This window comes from Bradyrhizobium sp. CIR18 (assembly GCF_014198295.1).
Lineage (GTDB): Bacteria > Pseudomonadota > Alphaproteobacteria > Rhizobiales > Xanthobacteraceae > Bradyrhizobium.
In genome coordinates, this window is record NZ_JACIHF010000002.1 from 116,666 (window position 1) to 129,674 (window position 13,009).

At 64.4% G+C, this 13,009-nt stretch carries 12 protein-coding genes; 7 read left to right on the forward strand and 5 right to left on the reverse strand.

The genetic code is table 11. From position 1 onward, the window contains the following. Nucleotides 1-85: 85 nt before the first annotated feature. Nucleotides 86-1,915 (forward strand): diguanylate cyclase domain-containing protein, encoded by a 1,830-nt coding sequence (locus GGD65_RS09050; protein ID WP_409362739.1) that lies wholly within the window; start codon nucleotides 86-88, stop codon nucleotides 1,913-1,915. A gap of 30 nt (nucleotides 1,916-1,945) precedes the next feature. On the opposite strand, the gene GGD65_RS09055 is transcribed toward GGD65_RS09050, so the two are convergent. Continuing rightward, the gene (locus GGD65_RS09055; RefSeq protein ID WP_092253594.1) at nucleotides 1,946-3,169 is read right to left on the reverse strand and encodes a polyhydroxyalkanoate depolymerase; all 1,224 of its coding nucleotides are present in this window, start codon (nucleotides 3,167-3,169) and stop codon (nucleotides 1,946-1,948) included. Nucleotides 3,170-3,327: 158 nt separating this feature from the next. On the opposite strand from GGD65_RS09055, the gene GGD65_RS09060 reads away from it, so the two are divergent. Then, nucleotides 3,328-3,984, forward strand: a complete 657-nt coding sequence (locus GGD65_RS09060; protein WP_183235069.1) for a glutathione S-transferase family protein — start codon at nucleotides 3,328-3,330, stop codon at nucleotides 3,982-3,984. 279 nt (nucleotides 3,985-4,263) lie between these two features. Here GGD65_RS09060 and GGD65_RS09065 read toward each other — a convergent pair whose 3' ends face one another. Then, nucleotides 4,264-4,488: a hypothetical protein gene (locus GGD65_RS09065; RefSeq protein WP_018318578.1), complete on the reverse strand. Its 225-nt coding sequence runs from the start codon at nucleotides 4,486-4,488 to the stop codon at nucleotides 4,264-4,266. 184 nt (nucleotides 4,489-4,672) lie between these two features. Between GGD65_RS09065 and GGD65_RS09070 the strand changes: the two genes are divergently transcribed. After that, entirely contained in the window at nucleotides 4,673-5,026 is a 354-nt protein-coding gene (locus GGD65_RS09070; protein ID WP_183235070.1) for a hypothetical protein, read from the forward strand. Nucleotides 5,027-5,035: 9 nt separating this feature from the next. Here the strand turns inward: GGD65_RS09070 and GGD65_RS09075 are convergent, their stop codons facing one another. Beyond that, nucleotides 5,036-6,139 (reverse strand): mandelate racemase/muconate lactonizing enzyme family protein, encoded by a 1,104-nt coding sequence (locus GGD65_RS09075; protein WP_183235071.1) that lies wholly within the window; start codon nucleotides 6,137-6,139, stop codon nucleotides 5,036-5,038. Nucleotides 6,140-6,311: 172 nt separating this feature from the next. Here GGD65_RS09075 and GGD65_RS09080 point away from each other — a divergent pair, with 172 nt between their 5' ends. The 4 genes from GGD65_RS09080 (at nucleotide 6,312) to GGD65_RS09095 (ending at nucleotide 10,875) form a co-directional block, all read left to right on the forward strand. After that, nucleotides 6,312-7,145, forward strand: coding sequence for an AraC family transcriptional regulator (locus GGD65_RS09080; RefSeq protein WP_183235072.1), 834 nt, complete (start codon nucleotides 6,312-6,314; stop codon nucleotides 7,143-7,145). A 139-nt stretch (nucleotides 7,146-7,284) separates the two neighbouring features. Next, complete coding sequence (locus GGD65_RS09085) at nucleotides 7,285-8,211, forward strand: SMP-30/gluconolactonase/LRE family protein (RefSeq protein WP_018318582.1); 927 nt, start codon at nucleotides 7,285-7,287, stop codon at nucleotides 8,209-8,211. A 195-nt stretch (nucleotides 8,212-8,406) separates the two neighbouring features. Then, nucleotides 8,407-9,000: a GNAT family N-acetyltransferase gene (locus GGD65_RS09090; protein ID WP_183235073.1), complete on the forward strand. Its 594-nt coding sequence runs from the start codon at nucleotides 8,407-8,409 to the stop codon at nucleotides 8,998-9,000. A 228-nt stretch (nucleotides 9,001-9,228) separates the two neighbouring features. Beyond that, on the forward strand, nucleotides 9,229-10,875 hold the full coding sequence (locus GGD65_RS09095; RefSeq protein WP_018318585.1) for a GMC family oxidoreductase: 1,647 nt from the start codon (nucleotides 9,229-9,231) through the stop codon (nucleotides 10,873-10,875). Between the two features lie 843 nt (nucleotides 10,876-11,718). Here GGD65_RS09095 and GGD65_RS09100 read toward each other — a convergent pair. Further along, entirely contained in the window at nucleotides 11,719-12,561 is an 843-nt protein-coding gene (locus tag GGD65_RS09100) for a MoxR family ATPase (protein ID WP_018318586.1), read from the reverse strand. A gap of 108 nt (nucleotides 12,562-12,669) precedes the next feature. Beyond that, nucleotides 12,670-12,915, reverse strand: coding sequence for a GlsB/YeaQ/YmgE family stress response membrane protein (locus tag GGD65_RS09105; RefSeq protein WP_018318587.1), 246 nt, complete (start codon nucleotides 12,913-12,915; stop codon nucleotides 12,670-12,672). Between the last annotated feature and the right edge of the window lie 94 nt (nucleotides 12,916-13,009).

Genomic DNA, 13,009 nt, shown 5'->3' on the forward strand with positions numbered 1-13,009 from the left:
GGAACATCTCTTGATCGATCACCGTAGTGATGTTCGCCAGGGGCGTCTCACGTTCTGGGTCTCGGCATTCGTGGCGGTCGCCTGTATGGCGATTGTCGCGCTCAGCGGCTGGCGGGAATGGTCCTCGCGACTGGCGGTGCTGAAGGGTTCCGAAACGGACATGGCCAATCTGGCCCGGTCGCTGACGCAACACGCGGACGACACGTTCGAACTCGCGGACACCGTTCTGAACGTGCTGGTTGGTCAACTCGAACTGGAGGGAGCCGGGCCAGCGGCAATCGCCAAGATTCAGACCTTTTTGACCCGACGCAAAGCCGCGAACCGGATCCGCGCCGTATTCATCTACGACGAGACCGGCCGCTGGCTCGCAACCAGCGAGCCAGTGGATTTCGCCCGTCTCAACAACAGCGACCGGGATTATTTCCAGCATCATCGTGCCGTGGCGGACCGGGGGACCTTCATTGGGAATCCGGTGAAGAGTAGATCGGGCGGTCAATGGATCATCACCGCGTCACGGCGCTTCAATCATCCTGACGGCAGTTTTGCCGGAGTTGCCCTTACGACGATCGATGTCGACTATTTTCTGCAATTTTATCGCGGGTTCGACGTTGGCCGGAATGGTTCAATCGCTCTGGCGACCGCGGGAGGCATTGTCCTCGCGCGTACCCCGGACAACGGATACACGGGCCGCGATCTGTCGAGTGCTCCGCTTTTCAAGACTATTCGCGAGCGGCCGGCTGCGGGCGTCTACTACTTCACGTCGCCTCTCGACGGCGTTCGGCGTCTGAGCTTTTATCAACTCAGCAGCCGCTACCCCGTTCTCCTCGTTGCTACGGAATCAGAAGATGACGTCTTGGCCCCCTGGCGCAGAGCCGCGCTGACGCGCATTGCCGCAGTCCTGGCGCTGACAGGTGGGCTCGGTGTTGCCGGGCTCTTTCTGGTGCGCCAGTTGCACCTGCGGCAGAAGATGGCCGCTGCCCTGGTTGCCAAGGAGGCGGATTTTCGCCTCCTTGCAGAGCAGTCGGGAGACATGGTCATGCGCGTCGCAGTCGATGGACGGATCCTCTATGCGTCGCCGTCCACCGCTCGAATCCTTGGCTGGGCTCCGAACGAACTGGTGGATACATCAGCCCTCGCCGGCATCAATCCCGCGGATCTGGCCCGGGTTGAGCAAACGCTCTCCGCATTGATGAACGGCGAAGCCGAGGAGGCGAGAATCACGTATCGCACCCGTCATCGTGAGAAGGAAGAGATCTGGGTCGAAACTGCACTGCGCGTCACGAGGAGTGCGCAGAGTGGGCACATCAACGGCGTGGTGGCGATCTCGCGCGACATGACCGAACGCAAGGATCTGGAGGATAGGCTGGCGGCTCTCGCCAGTTCGGACGGCCTGACGGCCTTGGCAAATCGCAGACACTTCGACGAGCGGCTGGAGGCGGAATGGGACCGGGCCAGGCGGGAAGCAACGCCTCTGTCACTGCTGCTGATGGACGTCGATCATTTCAAGAACTTCAACGACCGGTACGGGCATCAAGCGGGCGATTCATGTCTCCGCTCAATCGCGGGGGTCCTGGCGCAGCAGGCCAGACGGCCGGCAGACGTGGCGGCCCGGTACGGTGGTGAGGAATTCGCCTTGCTGCTGCCGAATACCGACGCAGGAGGTTGCGAGCAGGTCGGTGAGCGAATCCGGCAGGCGATCGAGGACCTCGGCATCCTGCATGCGCTCAACCCGTCATCCAGGCAGGTCACCCTCAGTATTGGTGGCGCCACACATCATTCGTTCGGCGACAAGGCGGATTGCTCGTCGCTGATAGCGGCTGCGGATAAGGCGCTTTACGCCGCCAAGGAGGGCGGACGCAACCGCATGGTGATGTCAGGGCAAGTCGTCGCGTGGCCCGGCTCGATACGGGCTTGAAGAGCAATTCCAGCGCGCCGCGGCGTGGTGTCACGAATTCACGTGCACGAAATCCCGCAGCAGCGGATAGATCTCGTTATTCCAGCGCCGGCCTGAGAACACGCCGTAATGGCCAACGCCGGCCTGCATGTGGTGTACGCGCCGATAAGCGCGCACGCCGGTGCAGAGGTCCTGCGCGGCGAGCGTTTGGCCGATCGAGCAGATGTCGTCCTTCTCGCCCTCGACTGTCATCAGCCCCATGCGGCTGACGGCCTTGGTGTTCACCGGGCGGCCGCGATGCATCAGTCTGCCTTGCGGCAACAGGTGCTCCTGGAACACGTCGCGCACGGTCTCGATGTAGAACTCGGCCGGCAGGTCCATCACGGCGAAATATTCGTCGTAGAAAGTCTTGATGGTCGCGGCCTTGTCGTTCTCGCCCTTGGCGATGTGGTTGGCGAGATCCATGTGCTGCTTGATGTGGCGCTCGAGGTTCATCGAGACGAAGGCGGTGAGCTGCACGAAGCCGGGATAGACTTTCCGCAGCGCGCCGCGGCACTGCATCGGCACGTAGTTGATCAGGTTCCGCTCGAACCATTCGATCGGCTTGCTCTTGGCGAAGTCGTTGACCCTGGTCGGCTGGATGCGGGTGTCGATCGGCCCCGCCATCAGCGTCAGCGTCGCCGGGCGCGAGGGATGGTTGTCCTCGCACATAATCGCGGCGGCCGCGAGCGCCGACACCGACGGCTGGCAGATCGCCACCATGTGCGGGCGCGGGCCGAGCTGTCCGAGAAAATCGATCAGATGCTCGGTGTAGTCGTCGAGCCCGAAGCGGCCCTCGCTCCGCGGAATGTCGCGCGGATTGTGCCAGTCGGTGATGTAGACGTCGTGGTCCTGCAGCAGCGTCTGCACGGTGCCGCGCAGCAGCGTTGCGAAATGGCCGGACATCGGCGCCACCAGCAGCATGCGCGGCTGCTCCGTCACGCCGTCCTTCCTGAAGTGCAGCAGCGAGCCGAACGGTGTCGCGTAGGCGACCTCCTCGGTGACGGCGACTTCGCGATTGCCGACCATGACGCTGTCGATGCCGTAGGCCGGGCGATGATAGGTGAGGGTGGAGCGCGAGATCAGCTCCAGCGCCGCCGAGAGACGGCCGACGACCTGGTCCGACATGCCCTGCGGCACCAGATTGAGGAATTTGAGCGCGGACGAGGCCCCCGCCCGCCACGGCGCTGTCAGGTCCATCTGGTTCTGAAAGGCCTGATAATACATCGACATCATACTGAAGTGCCCACCTGTCCCCCCTTCGTGATGCAATATCGAAGCCAGATGGGAGCCGGACCGCCGGGAAAATTGGCACGTCGCTTGCTGCTCCTTGGGCGGGAAGGACGGGGCACGCACGCGCGGCAGTGCGCGCCCAGGCGTGAGGGAATGGCCATATGGCGAAGGCGACTCTGACCATCAGCAGCAAGAACTACTCGTCCTGGTCGCTGCGCGGCTGGCTGCTGACGAAATTCTCCGGGCTCGATTTCGAGGAAATCGTCACCGCGCCGGACGATCCGTCGGCGCGCGCCGAAATCCTCTTGCTGTCGTCGTCGATCCTGGTGCCGTGTCTGCGGCACGACGGTGCCGTGGTGTGGGATACGCTGGCGATCGCCGAATACCTCAACGAGGCGATGCCGTCAGCCGGCCTGCTACCTGATGACCGCGTGCAGCGCGCCCATTGCCGCTCGATCTCGGGCGAAATCCACTCCGGCTTCACCACGCTGCGCGCCTCGCTGCCGGTGAATCTGAAAGGACGTTTCCCCGGCTTCAAGATCTGGTCGCGCGCGCAGGCCGACATCGACCGGGTCTGGTCGATCTGGCGCGACTGCCTGGACAGGTCGGGCGGCCCGTTCCTGTTCGGCGAGCGGCGAACCATGGCGGATGCGATGTACGCGCCCGTGGTGACGCGCTTCGTCACCTATGACGTCAAGCTCGAGCCGCAGCTGAAGGCCTACGCCGACAGCATCATGGCGATGGATGAGATGAAGGAATGGATCGCGGCGGCGAGGGAAGAGCCGGCCGAGATCGAGGAGCTCGAGGTCGAATATTAGGCAGGCCTTGCCTGGCCCTGCCTGTTTCGGGGGCGGGGACCGACCACAGCGACTTGAGCGCTATGTCCTTGTCGCGATTAACCTTTGGCGCCCGTGCGAGGCGTGGGCCATCCACCGCGCTGCGCAGATATTGTACGCGCCGGCCAAGCCACGTCGACATCTAGCCGTGAACAGCTGCGTACGCGTCCATTCGGCTGATTCGGACGTGATTCGTTCGGGCCGCGTTCCGAAGGTTAAGACGGAGCGCGGCCCCGTTGCATTTTGGAACAAATATGGGCGTCAGGCGGCCCCGCGCTGCCTCACGCGCGGCAGGCGCCAGCCGATGACGGTCGCTTCGACCGCGATGCCGGCCTCGTGGTTCTGCCAGCGTCCCTCGACATAGCGGCAGGCGAACGGCAGTTGGTACGTTCCGCTGTGGTCCTCGCACAGCACTTCGAGCGCCAGGCCCGGCGGTGGTTCTCCGGCGCCGTCGAATTCCGCCAGTCGTCTATCGCGCGTTGCCATTCCAAAAATCTCCCCTAAACAAAGCCGCGGAACGAGCGCCCACTTCTTCCGCGTGCGGATCATCGTTCCCCGTCCAAGGGAACGATGCAAGCTCAACGCGAGAATGCGGTGCGAGTGTGGTAGCCTAGAGTGGCTGTGCGCAAACAGCGCACATTGCCGTGATCGATCGGCCGAGGAACTTTTCATGCTGCTTCGAAACGCCGGCATTTGTTTCGCGATATTGCTGCTCGCAACGCTGGCGAATGCGCAGGTGCACGCGCAGGACGTGCCCGGTATCGAGATCTGCACGGTCGAGAAGACCATGGAGCGGCGCACCAGCTGCCTGCAGAGCAATGTCGACTTCCTGCAGAAAACGATCACCAAGCTCGCGCTCGACAATCAGCAGAAGCTGGATGCAGCAAACCGCCAGATCGATGCGCTGAAGACGAACCTCGCCGGCCTGCAGAAGACGCTCGGCGATCTCCAGGCCGCCCAGGCGAAGACGGCCGATGATCTAAAGAAGAAGCAGGACGCGCCGGCAGCGAAGGACGCGAAATAAGCGCGCCGATCACGCCACGCGATATCGCTCCATCACGCCCCGATCGGGCTCATAGCCGAGCCCCACGCCGGCGGGCACCGCGACATGGCCGGTGGCATCGCTGTCCGCGCGGCCGCCCCAGAGGCAGGCTTCGCGCTTGAGATAGAACATTTCGACCAGCCCGTCGTCGCGTGTCGCCAGAAGGTGCAGCGTCGCGAGCAGGCCCGGACCGAAATACGGCGAGTGCGGAACGATCTTGACGCCGAGCTGATCTGCGAGCGCCGCGACCTTCAGAAATTCCGTGATGCCGCCAACCTTGGTCACCGACGGCTGGGCGTGGCTCACCGCGCCGGCCTGCATCATCTGGCGGAATTGATATTCCGTGCAGGCGTTCTCGCCGGCGGCAATCCCGAGCCCGCCTTTGCTGCGCACCTCGGCGAGCGCGGCGAAATCCTCCGGCGGCCAGACCGGCTCCTCCAGAAACATCGGCCGTGCGTCGCGGCATGTCGTGGCGAACGCGATCGCCTGCTCGGCCGTCAGCGGGCAGTTCATGTCGACCATCAGCGGAACGGTCGGCCCGATCGCCTCCCGGGCGGCGAACACCGCCGGCGCCGTGGTCTCGTGCAGCTTGATCGCGCCATAGCCGAGCGCGAGCGCCTTCCTGCATTCGGCCGCAATGTTGTCGGGCGAGCCGATCCGCAGCAGGCTCGCATAGGCGGGAATGGCCGTGCGCCTGGTCTCGCCGAGCAGGCGATGCAGGGGCACACCCTGCACCTTCGCCGCCAAATCCCACAGCGCGATGTCGAGCGCTGAGATCGCGAACATGGTGATGCCGTAGCGGCCGAACAGATGCAGATTGCGCTGGATCTGCTCCATGGCAGCGGGAATGCCGGCCGCATCGGGCACCTTCAGCCCGCGGGCCTGCGGTGCGATCATCTCCTCGACTGCGCTGCGCGCGGTGCGCGGGCAGACATAGGCAAAGGCGTCGCCCCAGCCGGTCAGCCCGGCATCGGTGATGACCTCGACCAGCACCATGTCGAGCGCGGTAATCGCGGACGCGCCCTGGCGAAAGCTCGCGACACCGGCGTCATAGGGGATGCGGATATGGTGTGCCCGCACATCGGTGATGTCCATGACGTGGGGTTCCTCTTTCTCGTGAGCGGTTCGAAACAGTCTAGCCGCGAACGCCGGGACGTTGCCAGTGGCTAATCCCGGACTATCCTCACGCGAGGACAGCAATGCCGATCAAGCGAAGCCGGCGCTGAGGGCGCATCATCGTCACGCTTCGAACGAGGGTTGAGCCGCTATGAACCCTGCCCAACGCGCGCTCTGGTATATCGAGAGCCATCTGGCCGAGCCGATGACGCTCGACGAGATCGCTGCGATCGCGGGCGTGTCGCGGTTCCACATCGTGCGCGCGTTTGCCGCAGCCACCGGACTTCCGGTGATGCGCTACGTCCGCGCGCGGCGGCTGACCGAGGCGGCGCGTCTTCTCGCGAACGGCGCGCCGAACATCCTCAGTGTCGCGCTGGAGGCCGACTACGGCTCGCACGAAGCTTTCACCCGCGCGTTCCGCGACCAATTCGGCACCACGCCCGAAGCGGTCAGGGCGGCGATGTGCGTCAATGACCTCAAGCTTCAGGAGCCGATCCTCATGGACTCCACCATGCTCGACCATCTCGCCCCGCCGCGTTTCGAGACCGCGCGGGCGTTGCTCGTCGCCGGTCCCGGCGAGCGCATCTCCTGCGACAACGGCGCAGTCATCCCCGGCCTCTGGCACCGCTTTCACCAGGAGGTCGCCGACATTCCATCGAGGGTCGGACAGGTCGCCTACGGCGTCTGCTGCAACGGTGACGATTCCGGCAATTTCGACTACATCGCGGGCGTCGAGGTCGCCGAGTTTTCGGACCTGCCGCGACGCTTCGCCCGCATCCGCATTTCCGAGCAGCGCTATGCGGTGTTCACGCATACCGAGCACGTCGCCTCGATCCGCCGCACCGTCAACACGATCTGGAATCGATGGCTGCCCGCCTCGGGATTGACCGCCGCGGACGCGCCGAGCTTCGAGCGCTACGACGAGGCCTTCGATCCCGCAACCGGGAATGGCAGCTTCGAGATCTGGCTGCCGGTGAAGCAGTAGGGCTTCCGCAACGCTGGCATACCATCCCGCTTGCTTGGCAAGCCGAGGCGACTTTGTCATAACCGCAGGCAAATCTTGCGTGTGGGGCCCGTGCCGGACATCCCGTGCAAGCCATAACAAGCAGCCGGGAGGGTCCCCAATGTCTGACGTCCGCGTTCTCGCCACCGACCTCGAATTTCCCGAAGGGCCGGTCGTGATGCCGGACGGTTCGGTGGTGCTGGTCGAGATCCGTGGCCAGCGCCTGACGCGCGTTTATCCCGACGGCCGCAAGGAGATCGTCGCGAAAATTCCGGGCGGCCCGAACGGTGCCGCGCTCGGCCCCGACGGCAAGATCTACATCTGCAACAATGGCGGCTTCTCCTGGATCCCGACCCGCAACATGATCATGCCGGGCCCGCAGCCGGACGATTACCTCGGCGGCTCGATCCAGCGTGTCGATCTGCAATCCGGCAAGGTCGAGACTGTCGTCACCAGATGCGGCGAGCACGATCTGCGCGGGCCGAACGATCTGGTGTTCGACAAGCAGGGCGGCCTGTGGTTCTCCGATCTCGGCAAGCGCCGCGCGCGCGAGATGGACGTCGGCGGCATGTACTACCTCAAGCCCGGGATGACCGAGCTCGTCGAGATCGTGCACGGCATATTGCCGGCCAACGGCATCGGGCTGTCGCCGGATGAGAATACCGTCTACATCGCGGAGACGCCGACCGGCCGGCTGTGGGCCTACGAGCTCTCCGCGCCCGGCACGCTGAAGCCGCGCGACGTGATCTATCGTGGCGAGCGCGGCAAGCCGATCTGCGGCCTCGGCGGCTACCAGATGTTCGACTCGCTCGCGGTGGAAGCCGGCGGCAATGTCTGCGTCGCCACCCTCGTCTCCGGCTGCATCTCGGTGATCGCACCCGATGGCACGCTGGTCGAGCAGGTCCCGACCGGCGACCGCGTCACCACCAACATCGCCTTCGGCGGCCCCGAGCTGAAGACGGCCTACATCACGCTGTCAGGCAAGGGCGAGCTGGTCGCCATGGACTGGCCGCGCAGCGGATTGCCGTTGAATTTTTTGAACAAGTGAGCCAAGCCGTCATTGTGCGGGAGGCGAGGTAACTCTCAGACCCTCACCCTGAGGAGCGCGCCCTTCGCGAGCGTCTCGAAGGGCGAGGCCACCAGCCGGGCCTTCATCCTTCGAGACGCGCGTTCCGCGCTCCTCAGGATGAGGATCTGGCACCCGGAATGCCTCGGCGCACAGTGACGTAAGGAGAGACCTCAAATGCCCTGGCCCGATCCCATCACCCTGCGTGGACAGCACGCCCGTCTCGAGCCGCTGTCGCATCAGCATCTCGACGGGCTGGTGACGGCCGTCAAGGACGGCGAGCTGTCAAAGCTCTGGTACACCGCGATCCCGCTGCCGGAGAACATGGCCAAGGAGATCGACCGGCGCCTCGGGCTGCAGGCCGCGGGCTCGATGTTGCCGTTCACCGTGTTCGACGCCGGCGGCAACGTCGTCGGCATGACCACCTACATGAACATCGATGCCGCCAACCGCCGCGTCGAGATCGGCTCGACCTGGTACGGCAAGAGCGCGCAGCGCGGCCCGCTCAACACGCAGTGCAAATTGCTGCTGCTGCGCCATGCTTTCGAGACGCTGAACTGCATCGCGGTCGAATTCCGCACGCATTTCTTCAACCACCAGAGCCGCCGCGCCATCGAGCGCCTCGGCGCCAAGCAGGACGGCATCCTGCGCAGCCACCAGGTCGCGCCGAACGGCACGCTGCGCGACACCGTGGTCTACAGCATCACCGCCGCCGAATGGCCGACGGTGAAGACGCATCTGGAATTTCAACTCAACGACAAGCCGCGCTAGCGATGAGCACGAGACTGAGTTCGATGTATCCGCGATCGAGCTGCGCTCCCTCTCCCGCTTGCGGGGGAGGGTTGGGGAGGGGGTGTCTCCGCGGTGGGACTCCCCGCGTGGAGAGAGCCCCAACCCGGCGCTTCGCGCCGACCTCCCCCGCAAGCGGGAGAGGTGGAGCGTGCTTGTGGCCAGCACCATTCGATCAATACTGATTGCGCGCTAAGGACGCGATTCATCATGGACAGATTTGATTATGTGATCGTCGGCGCGGGCTCTGCCGGTTGCGTGCTCACCAGCCGGCTGAGCGAAGACCCCAACACCAGCGTCTGCGTGCTGGAAGCCGGCCCGTCCGACTGGCATCCCTACATCCATCTGCCGGCGGGCTTCATCAAGACCTTCCACATGAAGAGCATCAACTGGGCCTACCAGCAAGAGCCGGGGCCCTGGACCGGTGGGCGCAGCATCTATGCGCCGCGCGGCAAGACGCTCGGCGGCTCGTCCTCGATCAACGGCCACATCTACAACCGCGGCCAGCGGATGGATTTCGACACCTGGGCGCAGATGGGCAATCGCGGCTGGGGCTATGCCGACGTGCTGCCCTACTTCCGCCGGCTGGAGAAACGCGTGGGCGAGGGCGAGGACACCTATCGCGGCCGCGAAGGCAGTCTCACCGTCACCACCATGGAGTGGCGCGACCCGCTGTGCGAAGCCTTCATGGAAGGCGCGGTCTCGCTCGGTATTCCCCGCAATCCCGACTACAATGGCAAGACCCAGGAAGGCGTCTCCTACTGCCAGCGCACCATCAACAACGGCCTGCGCGTCTCCGGCGCGACCGCGTTCCTCAAACCGGCGATGAAGCGGCCCAACGTGCATGTGCACACCCATGCGCACGCGACCGAGATCATCTTCGAGGGCAAGCGCGCCGTCGGCGTGCGCTACACCAAGGGCGGCCGCGGCGGCACGCCGGTGGAGGTGCGCGCCAACAAGGAAGTCATCCTCTCCGGCGGCACCTATAATTCGCCGCAGCTCTTGCAGCTCTCCGGGGTCGGCTCGCCCGATCTGCTGCAGCAGCACGGCATCGCGGTGCGTCACGCGCTGCCGGTCGGTGAGGGCCTGCAGGACCACTATGCCCCGCGCACGGTGGCGCGCGTCAAAGACATCAAGACCATCAACGAGCTTCGCCGCGGCTTCTCGCTGTGGATCGAGGCGCTGAAATGGGCGACCGCGCGCCGCGGCCTGCTCTCGCTGTCGCCGACCATGGTCTATTGCTTCTGGCATTCCGGCGAGAGCGCCGAGAGCTCTGACCTCCAGCTCACCTTCACGCCGGCGTCCTACAAGGAAGGCGTGCAGGGCCAGCTCGAGGACGAGCCCGGCATGACCGTGGCGTCCTGGCAGCAGCGCCCGGAGAGCCGCGGCTATGTCCGCATCCGCTCGTCCGATCCGTTCGCACCGCCGATCATCCAGACCAACTATCTCGATGCCGAGCTCGACCGCCGCGTCATCGTCGGCGGCATGAAGCTCGCGCGGCGCCTTTTGAAGTCCGCGCCGTTGTCGCCCTATTACGCCTACGAGGATTTCCCCGGCCCTAACGTCAACACCGACGACGAATTCTTGCAAGCCGCCACCGAGCGCGGCACCACCACCTTCCACCCCGGCTGCACCTGCCGCATGGGCCCGGCGGATTCGACCTGGGCCGTCGTCGACGACCAACTCCGCGTCCACGGCCTCGAAGGCCTCCGCGTCATCGACGCCTCGGTCATGCCGCGCATGATCTCGGCGAATTTGAACGCGTCGACGATGATGATCGCCGACCGCGCCTCGGACCTGATCCGCGGCAAGCAGCCGATGGAAGCCGCAAGGATTCCGGACGCCGCGGTGGCGTAGGGCTTCGTAGGGTGGGCAAAGCGAAGCGTGCCCACCTTCGGTTGAGACATTGTAGAGGTGGTGGGCACGGCGCAAGTGCGCCTTTGCCCACCCTACAAGCTTGCTGTGTCGCCGCTCGTCAACCCCTGCGCGCAAAAATATTCCACTTTACCGAAATTCGGAATTGCGGCATACATTGAAACAGCCCGGCCCGACGAAGAGGGGCGGTTCGCGAGTCGTTCGAAACGCGGGCCGGGTTGCGGTGGACGCGGCAGCGTCGGCACGAGACGGTAGCGGGCAGGGCGGGTATTCCCTGTGAGTTCGCGGCCGCGTGTAGACGAACGGCGCTGAGCGCGTACGGCAAAACCGTGTGGTCCTGTCCGTCGTTGCTACGGTCAAGCCCTTTGCGGAGATGCGCGCGAGCCCAACCGGGCAGACGGCATTGTCAATTCGCAGGGGCGAGGGAGGCCAGAGGGAAAGTTCGGCTCCCGGGAGATCACGGCATAAGCCGTCCGACCATCGCGCAGGGAAGGCCGTGTGTTCGGCACCACCTGTATGCTGCTGTGCGGTTTTCTGCGTGTGCCTTTTGCGCAGCAGACCGCGGGTGCGAGGTCAGCACCCGGCCTTCCCTGCGCCCTCGTTCTTGGAGGGCGGAGCGATTGAAGCAAAGCTCGGGCGAGATGCGCCGCGAGGACGCGAAGGCGTGTCTGCGATTCAAAACGCGACCGAAATGGTGAAGCTGTTGCCACATGCGCGAACATCGTAGGGATGGGCAAAACGCAGCGTGCCCACCAGAAGCAAATGGTGGGCACGGCGCTTTGCGCCTTTGCCCACCCTACGGCACCGTGCGTTACACGAGGCGTCTCATACTTCCCTTCTGCTCAAGAACGCCAGCCGCTCGAACAGATGAACGTCCTGCTCGTTCTTGAGCAGCGCGCCGTGCAGCGGCGGGATCAGCTTTCGCGGGTCGCGCTCGCGCAGCTGCTCGACGCTCATGTCCTCGTTGAGCAGCAGCTTGAGCCAGTCGAGCAATTCCGAGGTCGACGGCTTCTTCTTCAGCCCGGGCACCTCGCGCACTTCAAAGAAGATGCGCAGCGCCTCTTCCACCAGGCGCTTCTTGATGCCGGGGAAGTGGACGTCGACGATCCGATGCATGGTGTCGGCATCGGGGAACTTGATGTAGTGGAAGAAGCAGCGGCGCAGGAAGGCGTCCGGTAGCTCCTTCTCGTTGTTGGAGGTGATCATCATGATCGGGCGCTGCTTGGCCTTGATCGTCTCGCCGGTCTCGTAGACATGGAATTCCATGCGGTCGAGCTCGAGCAGCAAATCGTTCGGGAATTCGATGTCGGCCTTGTCGATCTCGTCGATCAAGAGCACCGGGCGCTGCTCGGCGGTGAAGGCTTCCCACAGCTTGCCGCGCTTGATGTAGTTCTTGATGTCGGACACGCGCGCGTCGCCGAGCTGGCTGTCGCGCAGGCGCGACACCGCGTCGTATTCGTAGAGGCCTTGCTGCGCCTTGGTGGTGGACTTGATGTGCCAGGTCAAAAGCGGCGCGTTCAACGCCTTCGCCACTTCCTCCGCTAGCACGGTCTTGCCGGTGCCGGGCTCGCCCTTGATGAGCAGCGGGCGCTCCAGCACGATCGAGGCATTGACGGCGACCTTGAGATCGTCGGTCGCAACATAGTCCTTGGTGCCGGTAAATTTCATTGCGTGTCCTTGGGTAATCGTCGGCGCGAGGCATTTGCCAATGTCATGGCCCCGGTCGCGACAAGGGAACGGCCGCTCGTGGCGGCCGTTCCCGGTTCGGTCAGGCTTTCAGACCCGTTTTATCAGCGAAAGGATGACGAGCACAATCACCGCGCCGATGGTGGCGTCCACGATGGCGCCGACCGTGCCTGTTGCCAGCTGAATGTGCAGCTGGGGCAACACCCAGCTTGCGACCAGCGCGCCGATGATGCCGACGACGATGTTGCCGATCAGTCCAAATCCCGCCCCGTGGACAATCTTGCCCGCAAGCCAGCCTGCGATCGCGCCGATGATGAGCGCTGCGACAATTCCCATTGCAAACGTCCCCAAAACAACCCCGTGAGAGCCCCAATTCTAGAGCAAAAAGCTTCCCGGTCCAGCACCCCGCGGCGGTCTCCGCCCCTTGACG

What these genes read in the sequence shown, in the direction of transcription:
- GGD65_RS09050 (WP_409362739.1), top strand. Translation starts at nt 86, where the DNA reads ATGGCGATTGTCGCGCTCAGCGGCTGGCGGGAATGGTCCTCGCGACTG.
- GGD65_RS09055 (WP_092253594.1), bottom strand. Translation starts at nt 3,169, where the DNA reads ATGATGTCGATGTATTATCAGGCCTTTCAGAACCAGATGGACCTGACA.
- GGD65_RS09060 (WP_183235069.1), top strand. Translation starts at nt 3,328, where the DNA reads ATGGCGAAGGCGACTCTGACCATCAGCAGCAAGAACTACTCGTCCTGG.
- GGD65_RS09065 (WP_018318578.1), bottom strand. Translation starts at nt 4,488, where the DNA reads ATGGCAACGCGCGATAGACGACTGGCGGAATTCGACGGCGCCGGAGAA.
- GGD65_RS09070 (WP_183235070.1), top strand. Translation starts at nt 4,673, where the DNA reads ATGCTGCTTCGAAACGCCGGCATTTGTTTCGCGATATTGCTGCTCGCA.
- GGD65_RS09075 (WP_183235071.1), bottom strand. Translation starts at nt 6,139, where the DNA reads ATGGACATCACCGATGTGCGGGCACACCATATCCGCATCCCCTATGAC.
- GGD65_RS09080 (WP_183235072.1), top strand. Translation starts at nt 6,312, where the DNA reads ATGAACCCTGCCCAACGCGCGCTCTGGTATATCGAGAGCCATCTGGCC.
- GGD65_RS09085 (WP_018318582.1), top strand. Translation starts at nt 7,285, where the DNA reads ATGTCTGACGTCCGCGTTCTCGCCACCGACCTCGAATTTCCCGAAGGG.
- GGD65_RS09090 (WP_183235073.1), top strand. Translation starts at nt 8,407, where the DNA reads ATGCCCTGGCCCGATCCCATCACCCTGCGTGGACAGCACGCCCGTCTC.
- GGD65_RS09095 (WP_018318585.1), top strand. Translation starts at nt 9,229, where the DNA reads ATGGACAGATTTGATTATGTGATCGTCGGCGCGGGCTCTGCCGGTTGC.
- GGD65_RS09100 (WP_018318586.1), bottom strand. Translation starts at nt 12,561, where the DNA reads ATGAAATTTACCGGCACCAAGGACTATGTTGCGACCGACGATCTCAAG.
- GGD65_RS09105 (WP_018318587.1), bottom strand. Translation starts at nt 12,915, where the DNA reads ATGGGAATTGTCGCAGCGCTCATCATCGGCGCGATCGCAGGCTGGCTT.